Origin of the sequence: Sphingosinicella microcystinivorans (assembly GCF_027941835.1) — a bacterium.
Classification (GTDB): Bacteria; Pseudomonadota; Alphaproteobacteria; order Sphingomonadales; family Sphingomonadaceae; genus Sphingosinicella.
On the sequence record NZ_CP116005.1, the window covers coordinates 3,878,881 to 3,902,696 of the forward strand.

The window sequence follows — 23,816 nt, forward strand, 5'->3', positions numbered from 1 at the left end:
ATCCCTTCGGCCCCACGGGACGTGTGGATTGAATTCAGTATAAGTTCCGGACTGCACTTGGGCATTCATTCGATCAAGACCATTTCATTCTTCCAACACGCAAGTCATGTTCAACACCACAAGGAAACGTCAAATTGGTAAAGACGCTGCTTGGTAAAGACGCTGCCATATTAAGCGCAATTCTGGCTTTGGAGCGGACATGCGGTATCTGACGATCTTGTGCGTGGCATTTGCCGCGATGCCGGCGTTGTCGCATCCGGGCGGCCTCGATGCTGAAGGCTGCCATAACAACCGAAAGACTGGCGACTATCATTGTCACCGTGCATCCGCATCGCCACGGTCCGAAACGCCGTCCCGGCTGTTCGGTGCCTCGGGCGGGGCCTACCGGAACTGCAGCGAGGCGCGCGCCGCGGGCGCCGCGCCGATCCGTATCGGCGAACCGGGGTATGGGCCGCATCTCGACCAGGACGGCGACGGCATAGCGTGCGAGCCGTACCGCGGTCGTTAAGCCTTGCCGTCTCTGCGGACCTGTTGCGCCGCCGGATCGCGCTCACGCGGTGACGCGGACAAGCGATACGGGCATTGGAACGTTGGGCGGGCGCAGCAGCACCGCACAACGGTGACCCATGCAGCGCACGGAACACGACGTTCGAGACATTGTTTCGGGAGAGATCACTTAACGAGAGGAGCGCGCGTTGATCAAATGGGCCATTATTTTCGCCATTGCCGCATTGGTGCTCGGCGCCCTGGGTTTCGGCGGCCTCGCCGGCGCTTCGATGGGGATTGCTAAAATCTTGTTCGTCGCGGCGCTGATCATTGCCGTCATTTTTCTTGTTCTGGGACTTACCGCCGTCCGGAAGATTACGTGACCACCGGCCCCGCCTGATCAGGACAAATCGTAACGCCCGGCCCCAGTGCCGGGCGTTTTCGTTTACGAGGCGCCGTTGACCAGCCCTATAAACCAAATGACGAACGCGCAGAGCACGAGCCCGCTCAACGCGATCAGCGCAAGATCCTTGAGGCGCGTTCCAAGCCGCCGGGTACGGATACTGTCGGGACCGAGCGTTCGCTCCCCAGCTTCGCCTTTGAGCATCCGCCTGCGCCCTGCCGGACTCGCGTTCAATGGTGCAATCTCTGTCATACTTCGCGTTATCCCTGCCAAGCTGACTGTCAGATGAAGGACGTCCAGCCCGTCATCCGCGCGTTTCTGTGGACTTTCCTGAACGGAAGGCGGGGCCGGCACGACCCCGCCAGTGCCGGTCAGGCCGCGACCAGACGGTTTTCTCTCTCCGCCTCTGCGATCTGGTCCTTCACGGCCAGCTTCAGTTTCTTCAGCCGGGCCAGAAGCACCTGATCGGGGAGCGGCCGTGCCGCCTCCCTTGCGAGTTCACCTTCAAGGCGTGCATGTTCGCGCCGCAGATTGTTCAAGAGATGATTGGACATCGCCCACTCCATGCAAAAGTTGACTATGTTCGTGCCGACCTGAACGGCTCGGCCCGGCCTATTTGGATCGTGTTTCGATCGCTTCAAGACCAGCGCGCTTCGCCGCATCGCCTCTTGCCATCGTTCCTGTTCTGTTCTCATGTTCGCGGTATGAGACGAATCACCCGAGACGAGCTTGCAACATCGATCAGCGTGAGCCTGAAAACGGCGTCGAAGGTCGATGTGCGAAAGTTCAAATCGAAGCTGCCCCACGAGTCGGACGAAGGCGCCGGCGCGCTCGCCGAGCGTATCTGCGACCTGATCGACAACAGCGGAACAATGGTCATCGCCGCCGACATGGTGGACGCCTCGCCGCACGGCAAAAGCCCCGGCAAGTTCGGTTTAACGGAACCGGACCCGTGCGCGTGACATGCCGCCCCGCGATCTTGCGAACCCCATCCGCGACCTGTTCGACGCGGCCGTGCGGCATTACGCTGTCAAGCTCACCTGCCGCCGCTGCCGTCATCAGCGGATATTCGATCCCCATGCCCTCTGGTATCACTTCCACAGGCGCGGCCGTCCAGACTGGCTTCCTGATGTCCGCGAGAAGTGCCGTTGCACGTCTTGCGGGGCACGGCGGCCGACGCTCGACCTTGTCCATGAGCTGCCGACCGATGAGACCTTGCCGATGCCGAGCGAGATCGAGTGGAAGAAGGAGCTACGGCGGCGGCGCTGAAGGAGACCCGCTATGACCGCACAGGCTCGCGCCCGGGCGCCTGCTGAAAGCTGGCGTGACGGTCCCGGCAAGACCGCGCAGATTGTCCTCTGGCGGAACGGCGCGGCGATGCAGCTGCGCTGCAAGTGGGGCCTTAAACCTGCCGAGATGTACGGGAACCCCGTCCACCTGCTGCGCTCAGAAGGTCGTGCTATCACGAACCCCTGCCTCATCATCGCGTCGGACTTCACGATTGATGCCGGCAAGGGATCGCGCAGGAAGCGCTACACGGCGAAGCTCATCACCGACGAGCCGTTCTTTTGCTTCGCAGGCGTATGGCGCCCGGCGGAGGACGGATGGCCCGAGGCGTTCGCCGCGCTCACCGTGGAAGCGAACCCCGACATTGCGCCCTTCAAGGACCGCCACATGGCCGTCGTGCGTCCCGACGACTGGCAGGACTGGCTTACGCAGCAAAGGCCCGTGGCGGAGCTTCTGCGGCCGTTTCCGAAGGGGAGCTTCGAGATCACCGACCCGGCGAAGGGCGGCGCTGCGGTGAAGCCTTTACTCCGATGAGGCTTGGCGCGGGTTCCGCTTGCTCGCCGCGAAATACGCGAGAACAGCGAAGGTGAGCGCGCACACGACCGCAATGGCTAATGCCGCCCCGCCGAGGTTCCCCGTTGTGACCGCAACGACAATGGCGAGCAGGACCGGCGTTATCATCTTGACGACGGCAGCGGCAGGGGTGGGAAAGTGCGGCGGGGATCGGCCGAAAACGCTTGCCCGTGTGTATTGGCCGGCGCGGACCTTCGCGAGTGCGGCATAGGCGATGATGCCCACCAGAAGGAGCAGGAATAGAGCCGTCGCGTAGTACCAGACCGGCATTCTATCGGCGTCCCCGGTAAGGCTCGCACGCCACGCCGTCCCCGTCGCGGTCAAGTTGGGGCCGATAGCCGGGCTCCCCGGCATAGAGAGGCGCCACGCCTGCCGCCCGCGCGTCCGCGCAGTAGCGATAGTAGGCGCCGGGCTGCGGCGTGTTCGCGCGCATGATGCCTTGCGAGACCGCAACCTCCTTTGTCACCACGCCGACGAATGTAGCTGCTTTCGCAAGGCCCCCGCTTTCATGGAGCCCGATAAGCGCCCCCAGCGCTACGCCAACCGCGCCGGCGATACCGAGCACCTTGACGACCGGGTCTCGCGTGTCTGCCCGCCGTTTCGAGCGGGAGAAATCGTCAAGCGCGACGAAACTGGAGCGGGAGCGTCTACGGTGGCCCATGCTGCAATGATACCGCCGAGCGGTAAACCGGACGTTTCCAGCCGGACCGGAAGGCGCACGCATTGCGCGCGACACCTCGCATGTTACCTTCGCGCAATGTGCAACCTCTACACCGTCAACGTGAGCGCGGCCGACATCGCCGACGCCTTCAAGGCCCGGATGCCGACTGCCTTCAACGCCGCGCAGGGCGACGTGTATCCCGGCGCTCCCGGCATGGTCGTGCGCGAGGCGGACGGCGGGCGCGTGGTGCAGGCGATGACGTGGGGCTTCCCGCTCCCGCAAAAGAGCAAGAAAACCGGCCTGCCGATCAAGCCGAAGCCGGTGAACAACATTGCCGACCTGTCGAGCTTCATGTGGCGCCATATCGCCCCGCGTCCCGAAAACCGCTGCCTGATCCCGCTCGCCGGCTTTGCCGAAGCCGAAGGCGAGCAAGGCGCCAAGACGCGGACGTGGTTTCGGGTTAAGGGCGAGCCCGTGTTCGCGTGGGCGGGCCTATGGAAGGACAGCGACGAATGGGGCGCGGTCTATTCGGGGCTGATGACCGACTGCAATGCGGTCGTCGAACCCGTGCATCATCGGATGCCGGTTCTCTTGCTACCCGATGAGTGGGAGCGCTGGCTTCACGGGTCGCTCGACGACGTGCGGGCATTTCAGGATCGGTGCTTTCCGGCCGAGCTTACCGAAGTGCAGCGGACCGCCGAACCCTGGATCAGGCGAATACCTCCCATGCCGCAAGCCTAAAACCAATGCACCTAGACATTGGCATTGGCGCGCATTCGCTCACTCACGTCGGCCGCCGCCTGAATAGCCGCCGTTCGACGGTTCGTTTGCCTTCTCTGATACCTGCCTTCTGTTCATCTCTCCGCTGCGTTCGTACGACCGACAGGCGTTGGGACATGCACGAACCCGCTCGCGCGGGATTGTCGCGTGGGGTGGCGTAGCGTGATATTTATGGGCTTTGGGCGGAAATTGGCCGTTAGGCGCCTAGCAGCTTCCAGGCGGAGCGCATTGCATAGCCGCCGTTCCCGAGCAGAGTCATAGGCGGGCTTCCGCCGGGGTCGGCAGAGAGGTGAGAGCAACCGACCGGCCTCAGGCGATTTAGGAGAGTAGTTCGTAAACGAGTTCAGAGATGCGGGCACCCCCGGCTGAGTCTTCGATCAATCTCCGAATATGTCGACGAGCAGCAGGGAAATGCATCGAAACATCAACGGGCATTTCTTGGACGAGTTGCGCCATCTCGCGACCGAGCGTCGCGACCTCCCTATGTGTCGTCTCGCGCGCATCGTAAGAGGGAATCGGTAACTGCCAGATATGCTTGTCGATGTGACGTTCGTCTTTCCCGTAAGACATATAAGGCCGGACCATCTCCGTTGTGACGGCGCTATTCAGGATGGCGCACAGGAAATCCGCTTCGTCCTCCTCGTGGAAAGCAGCCCAATATAAGCTCTTGCTCATTATGGCGCGCGGATTGCGCACCTTTGCGGCCGAGAGATGCATGCCGGAGGCATTGTAGACGATACGAAAGGGCGCGACGGGCAACTGCCGACTGAGCTTATTCTGATAATTGAGCTGATCCATAAGTGTCAGCCGGTCGCTTGTCCGATGCGCTTCCCACACCCGCTCGGCCTGATCCCACCATGCCTTCAATCCCGGATAGAGCTCGATTTCTCGCGGCGACATGAGGGCGGTACTGGAACAGGGTATGACGGCGCGCAACGGATCGACCACGCGATACGGCAACAGGCTCTCGCCGGAATAGACTGGCCGCACGAATTCGGATTCGACCACCCCATCCACCGAGGGAAGATCCTTGTAGCGCTTGTCCTCGTAGTTGCTCCGTGACGAGGTGACCGCCAGCCGCCCGGCGGGCAGGCCGAGCGGGCCCGCGGGACGCTCGTTCACCAGGAACAGCAGTCGCGGTGCAAAAGTCGCGCCCTGCCCGAAACGTGACCCAAATTCCGACTTCGCCGATTTTCCGACCCGCCGGATCTCGCCTGGCGCTTGCTCCAGCAGCAGGCGGGCCTGAGACCATTCCATGTTCGGACTCGTGAGCTTCCCGCTCCAGACGAGCGTTTCATCCCCGAGCTGCACCGGATCCTTGGTCCGCCGCGCGAATACGACGCTGGCACCGCGGGGGAAGAAATGAGGCCGAATGCGGCGAAGGTCCCAAGAACCGTCAAACCCTAGGCTGACGGCCCCGACCGGATCAGAATAGTTGCCCTGGCGAAACCCTGCATACTGCTCGCGATCGACCGCGGCGTTGGGAAGCACCATCGCGAGCCGGCCGCCGATCCGCAGATAGAGCTCAACCGCCCGTACAACGAACAGCGCGGAAAGATCCTGGTGCGTGGCCAGCTCCCGCCCTGCCCACAGGTTCCGGCGTTCGCTCATCGTTTTGAACGTCGCCTGCATCTCCTCAGGCATGTGGCGATAGGCGAGCCACGGCGGATTGCCGATCAGGAGATCCACGCGGTTCGCCTCGCGCGCGAGCCACATCGGACGCGCCATGTTGCGGACGTAATAACCCCAGATATGGTCGCGCCCCTGGTGATGCAGGCGATGCATCGTGGCGAACGTCGCCTCGATGGTCTCCTGTTCCTCGGGCCGAATACCAAACCTGGCGAAAAGAGAGGTCAGCGAAGGGGGCGGCCTACCTGCTTGGCTGCTGGTCGCGCGGCGCGCCAACTCTTCGACAAGGCGATCAAATTCGCGCGCGTCGGCGAGGAGCCGATCAGGAAACCGCAACTCTGATCCGAACAGTTCCCGACCGTCTTCAGCTTGGATCACAAGCGCGTCATGACTCCAGAGATTGAGGTTCTGCTCTCGCCACTGGAGGGAGTCGCCGAGGTAGACCGGGATATGAATCTCGCCACGGTCCGCATCGGTCAGCCGCTCCCGGCCGATGGCAAGCAGGTAGGTGACGCGCGCAAATGTGACTGCGACCGGATGGAGGTCCATGCCGATGACGTGCTGGGTAAGTCCATCCAGTGTCGCCGCAAGCGGCATCCCGGCCTGCTGCGCCTTGTCGAGATATTCAGAGGCGCAGTGAAACAGGAACGTGCCCGAGCCGCAGGACGGATCGAGCGCGCGTGTGGACAGCGGCTCGGTGTATGCTTCCTCGACGATGGCCCGTGCGAGCCAGTCGGGTGTGTAATATTCGCCGAGCTCCTTGCGCGTGTCCGTACCGATGACGGATTCGTAAAGAACCTTGAGCACGTCTTCGCGAACCGCACTCCAATCGAAACGCAGGAGCCTTCGCGCGAGCGTCTTTATGAAGTGCTCGCCGGTATCCACTTCGATGACCCAGTCGAAGAAATCCGCTTCGACGACGCCGTGGACTCCGCTTTCAGCGAATTTCTCTCCCGAGAGGAGCGAAGCAGCACCGAGATCGGCGACGGGAAGGCCCAACACCGCGTGCGCGATGATCTCGGCCGTGTTTACGAGCAGCGTGTGCTCGATGAACAGATCATCATCGTCAGTGAACTGGCTTCCGAGTGCCGAAGTGAGGAGCCGCGACCATAGCTCCCGTTTCACCTTGATCGTCGGCAAATCGCGGTTCTGCATATAAAGGGCCGCGAGCGTTGCCCGATCGATCGCGTAGGCGGTGCTGGTGGCGCCAAGGCGGGCTTCAATTTCTCGCGCGTTCGGCGTGATGCCGGTCGCGGTGGCAAGTACGCCTTCCAGCCAGAAGACCAGCTTGCCAACACTTTCTGCCGAGCTGTCGATGTCAAGCGCCGAAACCTGCTGAAGAGCGCCGTCGACTAGATTGAAACACAGCCATTCCGCTCCGTCGGTGAGCACGCCGACATATCGCCGCCCACTTTCGCGGGCGCGATGAGCGACATAGGCGGCAAGCTGCTCGATCGCATCTTCGCGGACGCGACCGCGTCTCAGGTCGCGTTTGACCTCGATGACAGTCGAACCGACTTCAATGTCGATGCGCCGACCGCCCCCGGCGGGCGCCTCGAGTGCCGCGATCTCAATATTGCCCTCGTCAAGCTGAAAGGGCGCCGCCAACAGGAATTGGCGGAGATCGGACTGGACTTCGGCTTCCGGTCGGGCGTGATCGCGGCGCGCTAAACGTGAAACCAATTCCTGCAACACAGACGGTGCCTTCCCCCTCGTCCCGCTCACGATTCGGAAGAATGATGGCGGCCCTTACGGGGTAGCCTACATCGTCGAAGCGCGAGGGGGAATCTCTACGTTGTCCGATCCGGCACCTATCGCCGCAATCGCACGACCTTGCCATCGTCGAGCGCGGGATCGGGCTCGGGGATAGCCATGCCGGTAATGAGTTCGAGCATCGGTCGAGACAGGCCGACCTCATCAGCGACCGCGCCCACTCCCCCGTAAACCGCTTCGTCCAGCGCTCCCAACGCGGATGCGAGAAGTTCGGGCTGCTCGACCGGCAAGGTGCCGTCGTCGTCATACTTCTCAACCTTCGCCTGGCCGACCTTCACCAGATGGATGTTCGCGGTTCGATATTGAGCGGGCGTGAGCAGTTTCAGATCGTGCCCGCGCCGGATCAGCGCCCGCACCGACATCTTCCAACGTAACTTGAGATCATAGAGGGCGCGCCAATTGATCGAACTGCTGCGCGGAAATTCTCGAAGGACAGCGCCGCGCGGAAACAGAAAGGCGCTGGCAAATCGATGTGCTTGATCCTCGGTCGCCCGATCACCTGTCTGCAGGCCGCGATGCATGATCAGATGACCGCATTCGTGCGCGAAATCGAAGCGCTGCCGACACAGGCTTTCCTTGAGTGAACTCCGCACAATGATCGGACGGCGTCGATCCATCGAAAATGCGTCAATACGATCCGAGAGATCGCCAAAATAGGTGACGATCGCACCAGCATTCTCAACCACTCGCATCATGCTCGTGATGGGCCCGGTGGTTCCAAGCCCCCAATGGCGGCGTGCTTCCTCCGCCGCCTGTTCTATCTCCTCGGCAGTGGTCGCCGGAATATCGGGAAATGAAACATCAGGTAGGTCGAGATGGCGCTCCATGACCGCCACGAACTTGTCAAGGAGCGTCCCCCGCGCCAGCACCTGGCTGGTCACCGATGCAGGCCGGGTGATATGGCCGCGGAAATGACACTGCTCCGGCCGAACCGTCGATGGGATCGGTTCGCTGAGAAAGGCTGGAGTGACTCCAAGCACGTCGGCTAGTGCATCGACCGTCTCGTCCGAAGCCGAGCGCGAACCAGTCTCAAGCTGGTGGATGAACTGCCGGGTCGCGCCGATACGCCCGCCCACTTCCTCCAACGAAAAGCCGTGAGCAAGGCGCGCGAGTCGAAGCTGCTCGCCAGCGATTTTCGGCTTCAGTTCCATACTGACCTGCCTGACGACGTGGCTCGTTCCGGTCTCAAATCTGCCATCCGATCAATCGGATGTGCTGTCCTTCTTCTTCTTCGTGGGAACTCCGACCGAAGGCGCCGGCAATTCGACGCCTTCGCTGCCCTCGACCCAGAGCGGCGAAACCTTGGTCACCGGCTCGTCCAGCGGGATCGACCAGGTGAGCACCGGCGTTTCACCCCCGAGGATGACGAAGGTTATCGCAGTGGTCGAACCATCGAGATCGGTCTCGACCGCGAACCGGTAGAGCGGTTCGGGCGTCAGCTTCACAAGCTCGTCGGCACCGAACAGGCTGAGCTGCTGCAATTCGGAAAACGTCTGTTTCAGCGTCCGTGTGTTAGGCTCCTCGGGCTCGCCGCGATAGAACCGAGCTGGGACGTCGCCGATGCTGAAGACAAACTGCATGGTCGGGTCCAGGATCTCCAACCAGTCGATGTCCGCCGCAGCCTCGATGATCTGATGCCGCTGAAAGGCGAACGCCTCACATCCCAATGTCCACCCCGTGCATCCGACATTCGGATCGAACCGGTCCAAGGCCAGGTTTCGACCGCGCTGGATCAATTGCGCGATCGTGATCAGGCGATCGCGGGTCAATGCGGGGTGGTGTTCCCAAGGGGTCATCGACAGCTCCATTAACGAAACCGGACGATTGGGCAAATCAAATAATTTGTCAACTGCATATCGAAAAGTAAGCCGTAGCCAAATCTGTCAACGAAGCCGGCCGACGTTCCACCTAGGCCGTGTTGATCCTAGACGCACCGCCATGCGCGATCGTCAGATGCCCGGACGGTGCCGCTACATTTGTCTAACGGTCCCAAGAACCCGCAAACGCATGCGGAATGGCGCTATCTCACGCTTTTCGCTCGACGACCTATAACGTATGGGTATGTCGGGGGGAGTTGATGCGCTTCATTCACACATCTGATTGGCAGCTTGGCAAGCCGTTCGGGCGCGCGCCCGAGCAAGCGCGTGCCGCGCTGCTCGAAGCGCGGCTCGACGCGATCGACGCGCTGGCCGCGGCGGCGCGGCGCGAAGGTGCCGGCTTCGCGCTGGTGGCCGGCGACGTGTTCGACAGCCCCGAGCCCGGCGATCGCATCTATCGCCAGGCGCTCACGCGCATGAAGGCCGCCGCAGACATCCGCTGGGTGCTGTTGCCCGGCAACCACGATCCGGCGCGCGCCGACGGCCTGTGGAGCCGCCTCGCGAGCGAGGCCCCGGACACCGTCATCGTCTGCCTCGAACCGCAACCGATCGAACTCGCCGAAGGATATTGGCTGCTGCCCGCGCCGCTCCAATATAAGCGGACGCAGGATGATCCCACCGCTTGGTTTGACCATGCCGAGACGCCGGCCGGCGTCAAACGGATCGGCCTCGCCCACGGGCCGATCCGCGATTTCGGATCGAGCACGGCCGCGACGAACCTGATCGCACCCGACCGTGCCCGCCGCGCCGGCCTTGCCTATCTGGCGCTCGGCGACTGGCATGGCCGCCGCGAGATTGATGCCCTCACTCATTATTCCGGCACTCCCGAACCTGATGATTTCGATCGCGAGGTGAGCGGCGTCGCGCTGCGCGTCGACCTTGCAGGTGAAATGCCGGACGTGACGCAGGTGGGAATCGGCCGCTATCACTGGATGTCGGAAAGCTGGTCGCTGGCCAGCGCTGCCGAACTCGATGGGCTCCTCGCCAATCTCGCGCCCGGCATCGAAAGACAGCATCTCGTGCTCCGGCTCAGGCTGTCCGGCTTGCTCACGCTCGCCGAGCGCGTGGCGCTTCGGGACCGTCTCGAAAGCGAGCTCGCCCATGAGGTCCGCTGGCTCGATCTCAACCTCGACGATCTCTACGCGCGTCCGACCGACGCCGATCTTGCCGACATCGATGCCAATGGCGTGCTGCGCGTCGCCGCCGAGCGGCTGCAAGCGCTGTCGGCGACCGAGGATGCCGCCGGCAAGCGCGCGGCCGCCGCGCTCGAACGCCTCTATGTCGAGCAGCGCCGTGCCGATCGGCTGGAGGCGCGTTGATGAGGATCCGCGAGCTTCGCATCGAGAATTTCCGCAAATTCCGGCAACCGCTGCATCTGACCGGCTTTGAGGACGGGTTGAACCTCGTGTGCGAGCAGAACGAAGCCGGAAAATCGACGGTCCTCGAAGCCTTGCGCGCCGTGCTGTTCGAGCGGCACGGTTCGCGAAGCGATCGCATCCGCTCGTTTCGGCCGCATGGTGATGAGGTCGCGCCGACCATCGAGCTCGGCTTCGATCTCGGCGACGCGAGCTGGCGGCTGCGCAAGCGCTTCCTCCAGAACCCCTCGGTCGAGCTCGAAGGTCCGACCGGACGAGCGACCGGCGATGAAGCCGAGGAGCGCTTGCAGACCCTGCTCGGCTTTGCGCGCGCCGGGAACCGCGGCGCCGACGACGACAGCCGCGGCGCCTTGGGTCTGCTCTGGGTCGAACAAGGTCAATCCTTCGTGCTCGGCACACCGGGCCAGGGCGCGCGCCGGACGCTGGAAGAAGTGCTGGCCGGCGAAGTCGGTGCCGTGACCGGCGGCCAGCGCACGACCACCGTTCTTCAGGCCATCGAACGCAGCCTCGCCGACTATCAGACCCCAACCGGCCGGCCCGCCCGCCGGCTTCTGGACGCGCAGGAAGCCGCCGCGTCCGCCGCCGAGGACGCCCGCGCCGCACAGGCCGAGCTGGAGCAATTCGAGAGCGTGCTCGAACGCCTGGAGGGGAAACGCAACGAACAACGGCGGCTGGTCGCCGAACTCGACGATCCGGAGCAGCAGCAGAAACTGACCCAGCTCGAAGCCGACCTCGATCGCGCCAAGACCGCGGGTCAGGCGCTGCGCACCGCCGAGGCCTTGCTCCGCGAAGCGACCAGCGAACGCGGCCGACTCGAGTCGCGCGAAACCAGCCGGCGCGATCTGCGCACCCAAATCGCGCAGGCCGAACAGGCCGCGGCGACGACGCGATCCGCCGTCACGGATCATGACCCAGTCCTGGAAGCCGCGCGCCAGAGCGAAAAGGATGCGACCGCCACTCTTGAAACGGCGCGCACCGCCCTTCGCACGGCCGAAGAACGGCGCCTAGCGGTGCAGCGCGGCCAAGCCGCCCAAGCGCGGCAGCGTGCGCTGGCGGCGGCCTTTCTCCGGTTCGATACAGCGGAGGATATTGCCACCAAGTTGCAGGCGCGCCGGGACGAGTTGGCCGCCAATCGGATGTCGGCTGACGCGCACAGCGAATTGCTGAACCTCGAACAGACAGTCGCCGAGGCTCAGGCCGCCGCTTCGGCAGGCGCGGCGGTCCTTTCGGTGGAGCTATTGCCATCCGCGCCGGCCGCGCGGCTCAACGGCGCGGCGGTCGAAAGCGGCCTGCGCGTCCTCGTCAGCGAGCCACAGAGTCTCGAATTGCATGGAATCGGAACCGTGTCGGTCACGCCGCCAGCTTCGGGCGAACCGGCGCAGGCCAGGCTGCGCGCAGCCGAACAGGACCTCGCCGCCTTCCTCGCCGACGTCGGCTGCGCCACGCCTCTCGCCGCCAAGGAAGCGGCGCAGGCGCATCGCGACGCCACGCAGGCCTCTGCGCTGCTTGCAGCCCAGCTTGAGGCCGCCTGTCCCGAGGACGCGGCGCTCGGCATCGGCGCCGGCTTGGAATCCTTGCGCGGGGCGCTCGCGTCCGAAACGCGGCCGATTGCGAGCGCGACATCCGACGACGGTGCGGCCGATGCCGAGGATGTCGACAATGCGTGGCAGACGGCGCGCACGGCCGAACGCGAGGCCGAAGGCCGCCGCCAGGCCGCGCTCGACACGTTGCAGGAAGCTCAGATCACCAACGTCAAGCTGACCAGCCAGGTGGAGCGCACGGCGGCCGAAGTGTCGCGGCTCCGCGAGCAACTGACCGCCGACCTCGAAGCGATGGACGATGACGCGCTCGCCACCGCGCTGGACGCGGCCAAGACGGACGAAGCCCGCGCGATCCTGGCCCGCGACGAGGCGCAGCGCGCCGTCGAAGGTCTGGACGAGGCCGCCCTGCTCCAGCGCCGGGACGCCCTTCGCAAGCGCCGCGAGCGGCTGGTCAACGACCGGCTCGGGCTTGTCGGGGAAATCGCCCAACTCGAGGAACGCGCCAAGACGCTCGGCGCCGCCGGCCCCGCCACCCGTGCTGCCGCGGCCGCCGAGCTCGCGGAAGCCGCCGCCGCTGCCCATGATCGTCTCAAGGAAGAAGCCGAAGTGCTCTCGCTCCTCGCCGAAACCATCCGCGAGGCCCAGCGCGAGACCGCCCGCCGGTTCCTCGCGCCGATCACCCAGCGCGTGGCGCCCTTCATCGGACGGCTGCTACCCAACGCCAGCATTGTGTTCGGCGAGGATCTGCGGCCCACCCTGCTCACGCGAGGTGGCCGCGAGGAGGCCACGGATGATCTCAGCAAGGGGACACAGGAGCAACTCGCGGTCCTGACGCGCATCGCCTTTGCCGACCTGCTGATCGAGAAGGGCAAGCCCGCGTCGCTCATGCTCGACGACGCGCTTGTGTTCGCGGACGACGACCGCTTCGAGGTCATGCTCGAAATCCTGGCCGAAGCCGCGCAGCGCATGCAGATCATCATTCTGAGTTGCCGCACCAGCGCCTATCGCGGACTCGAAGCCAAGCGGCTTCTGCTCGCATGAGAGGCGGCGGCGCCTTTCCGCCTCCGCGCGGCGCAACGGCCATGTCGCGGACCATACCGACGGCGTGTCGGTTCGTTTAGATCGATCGGGGGAACAGATATGGCGGCCAAGAGCGCGGCCGAAATCGCGCAGGAATTTGCCCAGGGCTCGCTGAGCGCGACCCCGGTGATCATTCTCGGGAGCGGCGCATCGGCCGCCCACGGCGTGCCCAGCATGGGCGCGCTCGCGGCGCATCTGACGAGCGCCGCGCCGCCCGCCGCGTGGACAGCCGAGGAGAATAAGGAATGGGACGTTTTCCTGGCGCATCTCAAGACCGGAACCGATCTCGAAAGCGCCTTGCAAGCGGTCCGCCCGACCGAGCGTCAGACCCATTTCATCGCCAGCGCGACGCGGGAATTCCTGCTGCCCTCCGACCTGGCCGTGCTGTCGGCGCTGCTTGCGGACCGGCACCATCTGCCGCTGTCGAGGCTCTATCGGCACCTTTTCGACAGCACCCACACGACCCTCCACGTCGTCACGCCCAATTACGATCGCCTCGCCGAATATGCCGCTGACGCCGCGGACGTCAGCACCTTCACCGGATTCAATTACGGCTATCTCCAATCGCGCGCGCGCGATCCCAATACGCGGATCACGATCAGGGGCCGCGAGACGCGCACGGTCGCGGTCTGGAAGGTTCACGGCTCGCTCGACTGGTTCCAGGACGCTGCCAAGCAGATCATCGGGATACGCAGTGCGTTTGCCATCCCGCCCGACTACGCGCCACTCATGATCACGCCCGGAATCGACAAATATCGCCTGACCCACGGCGAGCCTTTCCGGACGATCCTCGCGTGCAGCGACAATGCGCTGGAGAATGCCCGCGCCTATTTTTGCGTGGGCTATGGCTTCAATGACGAGCATGTCCAGACCAAACTTATCGAGCGCTGCGACCGCGATTCCACGCCGCTCGTCGTCATCACCAAGGAGCTGACGCCGACGGCCAAGACCTTTCTGACAAGTGGACGGTGCCGACGCTATCTCGCTATCGAAGACGGCCCGGCCGGCGCGCGGGCCTACATGCACGACGCGCCGGCGGGCTTCGATCTCGATCAGCCGCTGTGGCGGCTCGACCAATTCCTCGATCAAATAACAGGGACACCGGCATGAGCATCCTCGATTTCGACGACGAAGAAGCGCTCGGGCGCGTCCAATCGGTCGACACGGCTACGGTCATCGTTCGCGTCGATGACGTCGAGGCGCTGCGCGCTCTCCAGGTCAATCGGCTGGTAGCGCTCCAGAGCAGCCTCGCCGGTCACAAGCTGATCGGTGTCATTCACAAGATCACCCGCACCGCGCTCGAAGAGGCGAAGGTGGCGGAGGTGGAACGGGGCGAGGAAGCTCATCCCGAGGTCAATCTGGTCCGGATCACGCTGATCGGCACCTTACTCGACCGCGACGGGAGCCGCGCGAACATCTTCCGCCGCACCCTCGAAACCGTGCCGGAGATCGACGCCTGCTGCTTCGCTCTCGAAGGCGAGCGGCTGACCCGCTTCATGGGCGTGATCTCGGAAGTGACCGGGGGGACCCAGCGTCTTTCGCTCGGCGCTTATACACTCGATCCCAACGCCGAAGCCTATGTCAACGGCAACAGGCTCTTCCAGCGCCATGCGCTCGTCGTCGGCAGTACGGGTTCTGGAAAATCCTGGACGACCGCCCGGCTGCTGGAACAGGTCGCCGAGCTGGAGAGCGCCAACGCGATCGTTTTCGATATGCACGGCGAATATGCGTCGATGGCGGGCGACGGTTTCGTACATCTCCGCGTCGCGGGGCCGGGCGACATCGATGCGGGAAAGGGTCTCGCCGACGGTGTGCTTCATCTGCCCTACTGGCTGATGAGCTACGAGGCGCTGGTCTCAATGTTCGTGGATCGCAGCGACCAAAACGCGCCCAATCAGGCCATGGTCATGTCCCGCGCCATCGTAGAAGCCAAAACCGGTTTCCTGAACGCTGGCGGGCACACCAACGTTCTCGCCAATTTCACGATCGACAGTCCGGTCCCATTCGCGATCGCGTCCGTCCTCGCCGAGCTGGAGCGGCTCAACACCGAAATGGTTCCTGGCGCCCGAACGGAGAAGCAGGGCGATTTCCACGGGAAGCTCAGCCGCCTGATCCAACGCCTCGAAGGCAAGCGCACCGATCGTCGACTCGGTTTTCTGTTTCCAGCGCCTGGCGTCGCCGATAGCTACAAATGGCTCGACGAAGCCGTCACGCTGTTGCTCGGCGGCAGGGCCGCGAAAGGCGGCCAGGGCGGCGTGAAGGTTATTGATTTCTCCGAGGTGCCTTCGGACATCCTGCCGCTGATCGTGGGTATGGTCGCGCGCATGGCTTTCCACGTCCAGCAATGGAGCGCCCAAGGCGCCCGACATCCAGTCGCACTGTTCTGCGACGAAGCGCATCTCTACATTCCGCAGGACGCGACCTCAGGGGCGGCGGAGAATGCGATTGCGACGTTCGAGCGCATCGCCAAGGAGGGCCGAAAATATGGCGTCGGCCTAGTGGTGATCAGCCAGCGCCCGGCGGAAGTAAACCGCACCGTCGTCAGCCAGTGCAACAATCTGATTGCCATGCGGCTGACCAACGGTGATGACCAGACAGTCGTGCGACGCTTGCTGCCGGACAGCCTGGGCGGGTTCGGCGACTTGCTGCCGGTGCTCGACACCGGCGAGGCGCTGGTGGTCGGCGATGCGATCCTGCTGCCGACGCGCATCCGCATCGCAAAGCCGGTCAACGAACCGCTCAGCGGGACGATCGAGTTCTGGGATCGCTGGGCCGACGCTGCCGCCGCGGCGGCGCTCGACAAAGCGGTCGAGAGCTGGCGCCGGCAAACGCTTATAAAATGATCCGAGTTGCAGCTGTCGCTGCACTCGGATCCAGGCGATCTTGAGCCTGCCACTGCCATTGCCCACGAAGGGCTTTCCGACACCGGTCATACGATGGATAGGCGACGCCGTTGGTGACGGTCCGGCGCAGCCTTAAGTCCCAAGCGTCTCGACTTCAGGAGCTTACAGGAACAGAAGCGGCATCAGCGAGTAGCAAGGATGCGGCGGTAGCTGCCACCGCATTCCAAAACATCATAGCGGCAGCTATCTGCTAGTCGCGCACCATAACCTGCCGTTCCGGATCGTCCGACATAGCCACCGTTCGCGCAGCCACCTACGGGTCGGAATGAACTACGGTCTTCCCGCCGACATATCGCCCGGCCTTTAGGACAAGCTGGAAGCAAATGCATTTGGACTGCTGGTCCCGCGCGCGGTGGCGGCCGGTCGATCTGGCCCGGAACGCCGTTCTCAGTGCCGGCGAAGGCAGATGCGCGAATGACCATGAGGGCAGTTCGGTAGGCTGGACCGATCGTCGATGATGGGCGTTTGATCCTGTAGCCGGCCGGCCGCACGTGGCCGCCGCAATGATGGAGATGCTGGATGGATAAGACATTTCAGGTGGCGGTACTCGTCGGGAGCCTTCGCAAGGAGTCGCTCAACCGCAAGATGGCGCTGGCCGTGGCGAGGCTCGCCCCGCCCTCTCTTGCGCTGAACATCATCGAGATCGGCGACCTGCCACTCTATGACGAGGATGCCGAGACAAACACGCCCGAGGCGTGGAAGCGCTTTCGTTCCGAAGTCGGCGGCAGTGACGCGGCCCTGTTCGTAACCCCGGAATATAACCGGTCCGTCCCTGGCGCCCTGAAGAACGCGCTTGACGTTGGGTCACGCCCTTATGGCAAGTCCGTGTGGAGCGGCAAGCCGGCGGCGGTCATGAGCGTCTCGCCGAGCGCGATCGGCGGTTTCGGCGCGAACCATCATCTCCGGCAGAGCTTCGTCTTCCTCGACATGCCCGTCCTCCAGCAGCCGGAGGCCTATGTGGGCGGCGCAGGCAAGATGTTTGACGAAGCCGGTGAGATCGTTGTCGAGGGCACGCGCGATTTCGTGCAGACCTTCGTCGACGCGTTCGCGACCTGGATTGCACGCTGCAAGGCCTGATAAGCAGCGGCCAACCGCCTCTGCCTCGCCTGTCCTCCCGCGAAAACGCCCGCTGACCCCGGCCATCCTGCGGTGCGCCCTATTGTCTCGGCGATGCGTATTGGAAAGTCAGTCTCCTTGTTGCCGGTGAGACAGGATCACGACCGAGAGGCTTCAGAGTCCAGATTGCCGACTGCCCCTCGCCGCTTCCACACGGAGACATCGCCAAAATTCCAGCTGACCTCTCCGTGTCTGGCGACCACATGGCGGGCAGGCCATTGCGCCTGGACCGGCCGCCCTCTTGCCCCAACCATCGCCCGGTCACGGATTTCCCCGGCCGGCGTTGCCGGCCTCCTCGCGGATGCTTGCGCTTCAAATCCGCGCCCCGTCTCCGGTCCTTCGCGTTCGCTTCGGCCTTGCAGGTTCGGCAAGGGCGCTGACGCCGTTCCTCAGGCTGGCCATCGCCCGCGAATGGTCGCCGGCGAGACAAGAGGAGAGAAATCATGTCTGCAATCGGCTACGTCACCCGCGAAGGCGACAGCTTCAAAGGCCAGCTTCGCACCCTCACGATCCGCGCCGCGATCGAGATCACGCCCAACCCGTCCAAGGCCAACGACAGCCATCCCGACTACCGCGTGTCGTCCGAAGGCATCGAGGTCGGCGCCGGCTGGAAGCGCGTCGGCGAGAGTTCCGGCAACGAATATGTCGCGCTCGTCATGGCCGCGCCGGAGTTCGGCCCCCGCCGCATCTACGCCAACCTCGGCCGCGCCGCAGGCAAGGACGAGAACAGCTTCGCCATCATCTGGAACCCGGCGGACTGACTGCCGCCCCGGCTCCCGCATCCCTGCGGGAGCCGGTTTTCCGCCTTGCAGCGCGCTGATATCGCTGTGGATTTGCACGCCCTGACTGCTAGGATAGGCCATGCGCACCGACCTCGATCATCTGCCTCCGGCCAAGCAGCGCGAGCTTGAGCGCGTGCTCGAGGTGCTGTTCGCAGGGTTCGAGGAGGCGACGAGCCTCGCGACGCAGGCCTGGAAGAAGAAGGGGCGCATCCTCAAGGTCGTGCTCTACGGCAGCTATGCGCGCGGCGGCTGGGTCGACGAACCGCACACCGCCAAGGGCTACAAGTCCGACTTCGACCTGCTCATCGTCGTCAACGACAAGCGCCTCACCGAGCGCATCCCCTACTGGGAAAAGGCCGAGGACCAGCTGATGCGCGAGTACGGCATCACCAAGACGCTGAAGACGCCAGTCAACTTCATCGTTCACACGCTGCAGGAAGTGAACGACGGCCTTGCCCATGGCCGCTACTTCTTCATGGACGTCGCGAAGGACGGTATCGCGCTCTACCAGAGCGATGACACGCCGTTCCACACGCCGAAGCCCAAGACGCCCAAACAGGCGCTCGCCATGGCGAAGGAATACTTCGAGGAGTGGTTTCCTTCAGCGCAAAAGCGCTACGAAGGCGCCAAGTTTCATATCGGAAAAGGCTACGCCAAGGACGCCGCTTTCGACCTGCACCAAGCCACCGAGCGACTCTACCATTGCGTGCTTCTGGTCTGCACATTCTACACGCCTCACGTCCACAATCTGGGCTTCCTGCGCACGCAGGCCGAGCGGTTGGACCGGCGCCTTTTCCATGTCTGGCCGCGCGACACAAAGAAGGAACGCGCGCTCTTCGAGAAGCTCAAGGAAGCCTATGTGAAGGCCCGTTACTCGAAGCACTACCGCATCTCGGCCGAGGAACTGGAGTGGCTCGGAGCCCAGGTCGAGGAGCTCGGCCGCGTCGTCCATGCCGTGTGCAGCGAGCGCATCGCAGAGCTCGAAGCCGCCGCGAAAAGCTAGGGCTTTCGTTCAGGCGGCGCTGCGTTCGGCGGTGACCGCGTCGACATCCACCAGATCGGCCTCCACCAGCACGCCCGTCACCCGCACGCGCGCGCCGTGCGGCGGCGCGGAAACCCGCCTGAGGTCTAGACGGTAGCGTCCGCCCGCATCGCGCCGCAGCAGCACGCCCTCTCCCTCGGCGAGCAGCGTGCCCGCCTCATCGATCCGTGTTCCAATGCTCATGACGATGCGGATGTAAGGTCGCCCCTCCCCTTTCCGCAATGAAAATTCGCATCGCGCGCTGCAGGTGGCTCGATTTCGCGTGCGCGCGTTTTCGAGCCTCCCGGCCCGGTGCCGCGCGCTGCATGGTCGGTGCTGCCAGACGCGGCTTCGATGCCGCCACCGCCAGGAACACCGCACATGCCCACCGACGACGATATCGCGCGCGCCGCGCACGCGCGGCGCGGCTCCCCCTTCCTCAATACCGATCAGGCCGCCGCTTACTTGCGCATCTCAAGCAGGCTTTTGAAGCACCTGCGCAAGCAGGGAACCGGGCCGGCCTTTCGGCACCACAGCCGCTTCATCCAGTACCATATCGACGACCTCGACGCCTGGTCGGAAGGCTCCGGCAAGGGTCCCCGGTCATGACCCGGCACCATTCGAGCACGGGCGCCGCACCCCTGCGCGCCTGGGGCGAAACGCTCGCCCGCGCCCGCCGCGCCCGGCTCCGGCGCGCGCGGGAACGCGTCCTGATCGGGCTCGCCGGAGCACTTGCATGCTCGCTCCTCCGGGCTGAACCCGCTCCGCGCCTCGTCTGGAACATCTCGGCAAGCGCCCCGCGCGGCCTCTATCTGCTCGAGTCCGCCGCGCGCCTGCGGCACGGCGACATGGTCGCCGCGCGGCTGCCCGCGCAGTGGCGCATGCTTGCTGACCAGCGCCGCTATCTCCCCGCCCGCATCCCCCTCATCAAGCGCATTGCCGCGCTTTCCGGCGACAGCGTCTGCGCCTTCGGCGCTGTCGTCACCGTCAACGGCCAGGCGCGCGCGCTGCGCCGCGACGCCGACAGCCTCGGCCGGCGGCTGCCCGCCTGGCAGGGCTGCGTCCACCTTCGCGACGGGCAGGTCTTGCTTCTCATGGAAGGCAATCCCGCCTCGTTCGACGGGCGCTATTTCGGGGTGACGGAGGCGGCCGATGTGCTCGGCCGCGCGCGGCTCATATGGCACCGCTGAGAGCCGCCCTCGCCTTCGCAGTCGTGCTTGCCGCGCCCGCGCACGCCGACCCCGTCCGTCGCTGGCAGCCGTTCATCGACGAAGCCGCACTCCGCTTCGGCATCCCCGCCGACTGGATCGCCCGCGTCATGCGCGCCGAAAGCGGCGGCCATGCGACGCGCGGCGGCCTGCCCATCCGCTCGTCCGCCGGCGCCATCGGGCTCATGCAGCTGATGCCCGGCACATGGGCCGACATGACCGCGCGGCACGGTCTCGGAAACGATCCCGATGACCCCCGCGCCAACATCCTCGGCGGCGCGGCCTACCTCCGCGCCATGCACGACCGCTTCGGATTCCCCGCGCTGTTCGCCGCCTATCACGCCGGCCCCGCACGCTACGGCGAACATCTCGCCGGGCGTCCCCTCCCCCCGGAAACCATCGCCTACGCCGCTGCCGTGACGCGCGGTCTTACCCCGTCCGAGGGGTTGCCCCCGCCTCCGCCGGAGACGCTGTTTATCGTGCGAAGGACAGTCTCTGGACCTTCCGACGCGGTGCCCGTGAATGCGCTGTTTGCCGTCCGGCGCGGTCCGCCGCTCGCACCAAGATGAGCGGTGTTCGAAGGCGCCGGCCCAGCATGACGCCTGCCGGCACGCCTCTCAAGGCCCGCGGGTGCCCTCCGATTTGCTGCGCAAATCGGCTCCTCCCGCGTCCGCTGCGCGGCGCGGCGCCGGGCGCCGCGGCCCTGACAGCCGCGCCGCCAGGCATCTCCGGGGGCCACGTTTCCGATCCCGGAAACGCAGCACGAAGGAGATCATCATGCAGACGCGTTCGCACGTTCCGGAGCATCATGACCGTATCGTCTCTACCCTCGTTCGCGGTCTTTCCGATACCGTCGGCGCCGCCGCAGCAATCGTCCTCGCCGCCCGGTTCCTCGAGGCCGAAGAGGCCGATGTGCTCTGGGACGCGCGCCTCGCCGAGCGCTGGATCGGCCGCTACGAGAGCCTCGACGGTGACCCGGAGGCCGACCTCGACCGGCTCGCCATCATCGGAAAATGCGGCGATGACTGGTTCGTCGCGATCGTCATCGTCGACGGCGAAGGCCATCCCGACGGCCTCATCGGACGGCGAAGCTTCAGCGACTTCAGCGAAGCCCGACGCGCGTTCAACGAAGCGCGCTGACGTCTGTTTCCCCAGCCGGGGCGCGGTGCCGGATCGGCATCGTGTCCCGGCCTTTTTCATGCCGGGAATGGGAAAGGAAGGCGGGGGAAGAGGAAAGCAAGAGAAAGGCAGTGTCTCGCAGGATCCTTCGGACCCGCGCCTGCACGTCGATTTCGGGAGAGACTGCGGCACGGAGGCACGAGCCGGTCGTCTCCCGCCGCTTTCCGCTGAATCCTCGCGGGATCGCACCCGTGACCGATGACCCTTTCGAGCCGCGGCCGGGACGTATCGGCAATCGCGGCCGGCGCCCGCGACCCTACGCGCGCAAGGTCCTCGCCGCCGCGAAGCTGCACGGACTCAAATCGGGCGCACGCAATCGCCGCTTCGACGGCAGCCGCATCGGCCGCGGCGCCGGCATGGGCCGGCTGCTCGGCACGCGCGCAGCCATGCGGCGCGTCATCGTCAAGACGCATCTCGTCCGGCTTGCGCCGCGCACCCTCGCCGCGGCGCACGCGCACCTCCGCTACATCCAGCGCGACGGCGTCACCCGTGAAGGCCTCCCCGGCACGCTCTATTCGGCGCGCGAGGAGATCGTCGACGGACGCGCGTTCGCCGAGCGCTGTGCAGGCGACCGCCACCAGTTCCGCGTCATCGTCTCGCCCGAGGACGGCGACCTCATGCCCGACCTCAAACCCTTCATCCGCCGTTTCATGACGCAGGTCGAGACGGACCTCGGCACCCGGCTCGACTGGGTCGCGGTCGACCATTTCAACACCGGCCAGCCGCACACGCATCTCCTGCTCCGCGGCGTCGACGACCGGGGCGAGAACCTCGTCATAGCCCGGGAATATATTGCGCACGGCTTCCGCGCCCGCGCCGCCGAACTGCTCACGCTCGACCTCGGCCCCCGCACAATTATCGAGATCGAGCAGCGTTTGCGCCGCGATATCGGGCAGGACCGGTTCACAACGATCGACCGCGATCTCGTCCGCCGCATGGACGAGGGCCGCCGACTTGTCGCGGCCGACCGCGATCCGTTCCGCCAGTCACTGATCGCCGGGCGTCTAAAGCATCTCGCGAATCTCGGTCTCGCAAACGATCGCGGCGGCGGCGTCTGGGAGTTGAGCGCCGCGCTCGAACCAACGCTGCGCCAGATGGGCGAACGCGGCGACATCATCCGCACCCTCCAGCGCGAGATGACACGCCGCCGGCTCGAGGGACAGGAACCCGACCATGTCATCGCCGACCGCGTGCACGGCCCTGCAGCCCCGGTCGAGGGGCGACTGCTCGCACGCGGCCTCGCGGACGAACTTCGTGACCGGCACTACCTGATCGTCGACGGCATCGACGGTCGCGTCCACTACATCGAGATCGGCCGCGGCAGCGAAACCGAACCCCTGCCCGATGAGGCCATCGTCCGCGTCGCGCGGACCGTGCCTCAGGTCAGACCCGCAGACCGGGCGATCACGATGATCGCTGCCGCCAATCGGGGCCGCTATTCCGAAGCCCTCCATATTCTCCACGATCCGTCCGCGGGCGCGCCGTACATCGCCGCCCATATCCGGCGCCTCGAAGCGCTGCGCCGTGCCGGCCTCGGCCCCGAACGCCATGCCGACGGCAGCTGGACGATCCCCGCTGATTTCGAAAAGCGGACCATCGAACACGCCGCACGCAAGGCACGCGATCGGCCGGTTACCGTCGAGGTGCTGTCCAGTGTTCCGCTTGAGCGATTGCCCCGGGCGGAAGCTGCGACCTGGCTCGACCGCACACTTGCCGAGGGTCCACGCCCGCCCCTGCGCGACACCGGGTTCGGACATGAAGTCATGTCCGCGCTGCGTGTGCGCGGCCAGTGGCTGATCGACCAGCAGCTCGCCGACGCCGAAGGCGACCGTGTGCGCCTGCGCGTGAGCGCACTCGCCCGTCTTCAGCGCCGCGAAGTTGAACGCGCCGGCGGCGAACTCGCCGAGGCGCTGGACAAGAGCTTTGTCGAGGCACCCGTCGGCAAGGCCGTCGATGGCCGGCTGACGCGCCGGATCGACCTCATGAGCGGCCGCTTCGCGCTCATCGAAACCGAGCGCGAATTCTCGCTTGTCCCGTGGCGGCGATCACTCGAGCGTCAGATTGGCAAGGAGATCGGCGGCATCGTCCGCGACGACGGGTTCAGTTGGCGGCGGGGACGAACGCGCGGGCTGGAACGGTAA

25 protein-coding genes are annotated in these 23,816 nt (G+C 65.0%); 18 read left to right on the plus strand and 7 right to left on the minus strand.

Features of this window, described 5'->3' with window-relative positions; all coding sequences use genetic code 11:
* The first annotated feature begins 199 nt into the window (after positions 1-199).
* Together PE061_RS18695 and PE061_RS18700 are read left to right on the plus strand one after the other, a co-directional pair.
* Positions 200-508: an excalibur calcium-binding domain-containing protein gene (locus tag PE061_RS18695; RefSeq protein ID WP_271256720.1), complete on the plus strand. Its 309-nt coding sequence runs from the start codon at positions 200-202 to the stop codon at positions 506-508.
* A 187-nt stretch (positions 509-695) separates the two neighbouring features.
* Complete coding sequence (locus PE061_RS18700) at positions 696-869, plus strand: DUF1328 domain-containing protein (RefSeq protein ID WP_271256721.1); 174 nt, start codon at positions 696-698, stop codon at positions 867-869.
* A 391-nt stretch (positions 870-1,260) separates the two neighbouring features.
* Here the strand turns inward: PE061_RS18700 and PE061_RS18705 are convergent, their stop codons facing one another.
* Positions 1,261-1,443 (minus strand): DUF465 domain-containing protein, encoded by a 183-nt coding sequence (locus tag PE061_RS18705; RefSeq protein WP_271256722.1) that lies wholly within the window; start codon positions 1,441-1,443, stop codon positions 1,261-1,263.
* Between the two features lie 192 nt (positions 1,444-1,635).
* Here PE061_RS18705 and PE061_RS18710 point away from each other — a divergent pair, with 192 nt between their 5' ends.
* From PE061_RS18710 to PE061_RS18720, 3 genes are read left to right on the plus strand one after another with little or no spacing between them, the layout of a single operon-like run.
* Entirely contained in the window at positions 1,636-1,851 is a 216-nt protein-coding gene (locus PE061_RS18710; protein ID WP_271256723.1) for a hypothetical protein, read from the plus strand.
* Position 1,852: 1 nt separating this feature from the next.
* Positions 1,853-2,158 carry a hypothetical protein gene (locus tag PE061_RS18715; RefSeq protein ID WP_271256724.1) on the plus strand — a complete coding sequence of 102 codons (306 nt, stop codon included), beginning with the start codon at positions 1,853-1,855 and terminating at the stop codon, positions 2,156-2,158.
* A 12-nt stretch (positions 2,159-2,170) separates the two neighbouring features.
* Complete coding sequence (locus tag PE061_RS18720; RefSeq protein ID WP_271256725.1) at positions 2,171-2,710, plus strand: SOS response-associated peptidase family protein; 540 nt, start codon at positions 2,171-2,173, stop codon at positions 2,708-2,710.
* On the opposite strand, the gene PE061_RS18725 is transcribed toward PE061_RS18720, so the two are convergent.
* Positions 2,699-3,019, minus strand: coding sequence for a hypothetical protein (locus PE061_RS18725; protein ID WP_271256726.1), 321 nt, complete (start codon positions 3,017-3,019; stop codon positions 2,699-2,701). The genes PE061_RS18720 and PE061_RS18725 overlap by 12 nt on opposite strands.
* A 1-nt stretch (position 3,020) precedes the next feature.
* On the minus strand, positions 3,021-3,218 hold the full coding sequence (locus PE061_RS18730) for an excalibur calcium-binding domain-containing protein (RefSeq protein WP_271256727.1): 198 nt from the start codon (positions 3,216-3,218) through the stop codon (positions 3,021-3,023).
* A 39-nt stretch (positions 3,219-3,257) separates the two neighbouring features.
* Here PE061_RS18730 and PE061_RS18735 point away from each other — a divergent pair, with 39 nt between their 5' ends.
* Positions 3,258-4,151: an SOS response-associated peptidase gene (locus tag PE061_RS18735; protein ID WP_271256728.1), complete on the plus strand. Its 894-nt coding sequence runs from the start codon at positions 3,258-3,260 to the stop codon at positions 4,149-4,151.
* 357 nt (positions 4,152-4,508) lie between these two features.
* Here PE061_RS18735 and PE061_RS18740 read toward each other — a convergent pair whose 3' ends face one another.
* The 3 genes from PE061_RS18740 to PE061_RS18750 form a co-directional block, all read right to left on the minus strand.
* Positions 4,509-7,514, minus strand: a complete 3,006-nt coding sequence (locus tag PE061_RS18740) for an N-6 DNA methylase (RefSeq protein WP_271256729.1) — start codon at positions 7,512-7,514, stop codon at positions 4,509-4,511.
* Between the two features lie 116 nt (positions 7,515-7,630).
* The gene (locus tag PE061_RS18745) at positions 7,631-8,743 is read right to left on the minus strand and encodes a helix-turn-helix domain-containing protein (RefSeq protein ID WP_271256730.1); all 1,113 of its coding nucleotides are present in this window, start codon (positions 8,741-8,743) and stop codon (positions 7,631-7,633) included.
* A 51-nt stretch (positions 8,744-8,794) separates the two neighbouring features.
* Complete coding sequence (locus PE061_RS18750) at positions 8,795-9,400, minus strand: hypothetical protein (protein ID WP_271256731.1); 606 nt, start codon at positions 9,398-9,400, stop codon at positions 8,795-8,797.
* 269 nt (positions 9,401-9,669) lie between these two features.
* Here PE061_RS18750 and PE061_RS18755 point away from each other — a divergent pair, with 269 nt between their 5' ends.
* From PE061_RS18755 to PE061_RS18785, 7 genes are all read left to right on the plus strand, one after another.
* Positions 9,670-10,788, plus strand: coding sequence for a metallophosphoesterase family protein (locus PE061_RS18755; RefSeq protein ID WP_271256732.1), 1,119 nt, complete (start codon positions 9,670-9,672; stop codon positions 10,786-10,788).
* Positions 10,788-13,427, plus strand: a complete 2,640-nt coding sequence (locus tag PE061_RS18760) for an AAA family ATPase (RefSeq protein ID WP_271256733.1) — start codon at positions 10,788-10,790, stop codon at positions 13,425-13,427. The genes PE061_RS18755 and PE061_RS18760 overlap by 1 nt, the downstream gene beginning before the upstream one ends.
* 99 nt (positions 13,428-13,526) lie before the next feature.
* Positions 13,527-14,576, plus strand: coding sequence for an SIR2 family protein (locus tag PE061_RS18765; protein ID WP_271256734.1), 1,050 nt, complete (start codon positions 13,527-13,529; stop codon positions 14,574-14,576).
* Entirely contained in the window at positions 14,573-16,309 is a 1,737-nt protein-coding gene (locus PE061_RS18770) for an ATP-binding protein (RefSeq protein ID WP_271256735.1), read from the plus strand. The genes PE061_RS18765 and PE061_RS18770 overlap by 4 nt, the downstream gene beginning before the upstream one ends.
* A gap of 579 nt (positions 16,310-16,888) precedes the next feature.
* Entirely contained in the window at positions 16,889-17,446 is a 558-nt protein-coding gene (locus PE061_RS18775) for an NADPH-dependent FMN reductase (protein WP_271256736.1), read from the plus strand.
* A gap of 482 nt (positions 17,447-17,928) precedes the next feature.
* Positions 17,929-18,246, plus strand: coding sequence for a DUF736 domain-containing protein (locus tag PE061_RS18780; protein ID WP_271256737.1), 318 nt, complete (start codon positions 17,929-17,931; stop codon positions 18,244-18,246).
* A 100-nt stretch (positions 18,247-18,346) separates the two neighbouring features.
* Positions 18,347-19,270 (plus strand): nucleotidyltransferase and HEPN domain-containing protein, encoded by a 924-nt coding sequence (locus PE061_RS18785; RefSeq protein WP_271256738.1) that lies wholly within the window; start codon positions 18,347-18,349, stop codon positions 19,268-19,270.
* A gap of 9 nt (positions 19,271-19,279) precedes the next feature.
* Here PE061_RS18785 and PE061_RS18790 read toward each other — a convergent pair whose 3' ends face one another.
* Positions 19,280-19,492, minus strand: coding sequence for a DUF5818 domain-containing protein (locus tag PE061_RS18790; RefSeq protein WP_271256739.1), 213 nt, complete (start codon positions 19,490-19,492; stop codon positions 19,280-19,282).
* A 177-nt stretch (positions 19,493-19,669) separates the two neighbouring features.
* Between PE061_RS18790 and PE061_RS18795 the strand changes: the two genes are divergently transcribed.
* The 5 genes from PE061_RS18795 (at position 19,670) to rlxS (ending at position 23,816) form a co-directional block, all read left to right on the plus strand.
* Positions 19,670-19,897, plus strand: a complete 228-nt coding sequence (locus tag PE061_RS18795) for a helix-turn-helix domain-containing protein (RefSeq protein WP_271256740.1) — start codon at positions 19,670-19,672, stop codon at positions 19,895-19,897.
* Positions 19,894-20,478: a S26 family signal peptidase gene (locus tag PE061_RS18800; protein ID WP_271256741.1), complete on the plus strand. Its 585-nt coding sequence runs from the start codon at positions 19,894-19,896 to the stop codon at positions 20,476-20,478. The genes PE061_RS18795 and PE061_RS18800 overlap by 4 nt, the downstream gene beginning before the upstream one ends.
* Entirely contained in the window at positions 20,466-21,065 is a 600-nt protein-coding gene (locus PE061_RS18805) for a lytic transglycosylase domain-containing protein (RefSeq protein ID WP_271256742.1), read from the plus strand. Before PE061_RS18800 ends, PE061_RS18805 begins: the two co-directional genes overlap by 13 nt.
* Positions 21,066-21,273: 208 nt before the next feature.
* Positions 21,274-21,636, plus strand: a complete 363-nt coding sequence (locus tag PE061_RS18810) for a hypothetical protein (protein WP_271256743.1) — start codon at positions 21,274-21,276, stop codon at positions 21,634-21,636.
* Positions 21,637-21,866: 230 nt separating this feature from the next.
* Positions 21,867-23,816 (plus strand): relaxase/mobilization nuclease RlxS, encoded by a 1,950-nt coding sequence (gene rlxS, locus PE061_RS18815; protein WP_271256744.1) that lies wholly within the window; start codon positions 21,867-21,869, stop codon positions 23,814-23,816.

Coding starts and splice junctions, on each gene's coding strand:
- PE061_RS18720 (WP_271256725.1), top strand. CDS start 2,171: ATGACCGCACAGGCTCGCGCCCGGGCGCCTGCTGAAAGCTGGCGTGAC.
- PE061_RS18770 (WP_271256735.1), top strand. CDS start 14,573: ATGAGCATCCTCGATTTCGACGACGAAGAAGCGCTCGGGCGCGTCCAA.
- PE061_RS18745 (WP_271256730.1), bottom strand. CDS start 8,743: ATGGAACTGAAGCCGAAAATCGCTGGCGAGCAGCTTCGACTCGCGCGC.
- PE061_RS18775 (WP_271256736.1), top strand. CDS start 16,889: ATGGATAAGACATTTCAGGTGGCGGTACTCGTCGGGAGCCTTCGCAAG.
- PE061_RS18750 (WP_271256731.1), bottom strand. CDS start 9,400: ATGGAGCTGTCGATGACCCCTTGGGAACACCACCCCGCATTGACCCGC.
- PE061_RS18810 (WP_271256743.1), top strand. CDS start 21,274: ATGCAGACGCGTTCGCACGTTCCGGAGCATCATGACCGTATCGTCTCT.
- PE061_RS18765 (WP_271256734.1), top strand. CDS start 13,527: ATGGCGGCCAAGAGCGCGGCCGAAATCGCGCAGGAATTTGCCCAGGGC.
- PE061_RS18755 (WP_271256732.1), top strand. CDS start 9,670: ATGCGCTTCATTCACACATCTGATTGGCAGCTTGGCAAGCCGTTCGGG.
- PE061_RS18790 (WP_271256739.1), bottom strand. CDS start 19,492: ATGAGCATTGGAACACGGATCGATGAGGCGGGCACGCTGCTCGCCGAG.
- PE061_RS18725 (WP_271256726.1), bottom strand. CDS start 3,019: ATGCCGGTCTGGTACTACGCGACGGCTCTATTCCTGCTCCTTCTGGTG.
- PE061_RS18760 (WP_271256733.1), top strand. CDS start 10,788: ATGAGGATCCGCGAGCTTCGCATCGAGAATTTCCGCAAATTCCGGCAA.
- PE061_RS18735 (WP_271256728.1), top strand. CDS start 3,258: ATGGAGCCCGATAAGCGCCCCCAGCGCTACGCCAACCGCGCCGGCGAT.
- PE061_RS18805 (WP_271256742.1), top strand. CDS start 20,466: ATGGCACCGCTGAGAGCCGCCCTCGCCTTCGCAGTCGTGCTTGCCGCG.
- PE061_RS18795 (WP_271256740.1), top strand. CDS start 19,670: ATGCCCACCGACGACGATATCGCGCGCGCCGCGCACGCGCGGCGCGGC.
- PE061_RS18705 (WP_271256722.1), bottom strand. CDS start 1,443: ATGTCCAATCATCTCTTGAACAATCTGCGGCGCGAACATGCACGCCTT.
- PE061_RS18695 (WP_271256720.1), top strand. CDS start 200: ATGCGGTATCTGACGATCTTGTGCGTGGCATTTGCCGCGATGCCGGCG.
- PE061_RS18715 (WP_271256724.1), top strand. CDS start 1,853: ATGCCGCCCCGCGATCTTGCGAACCCCATCCGCGACCTGTTCGACGCG.
- PE061_RS18800 (WP_271256741.1), top strand. CDS start 19,894: ATGACCCGGCACCATTCGAGCACGGGCGCCGCACCCCTGCGCGCCTGG.
- PE061_RS18780 (WP_271256737.1), top strand. CDS start 17,929: ATGTCTGCAATCGGCTACGTCACCCGCGAAGGCGACAGCTTCAAAGGC.
- PE061_RS18785 (WP_271256738.1), top strand. CDS start 18,347: ATGCGCACCGACCTCGATCATCTGCCTCCGGCCAAGCAGCGCGAGCTT.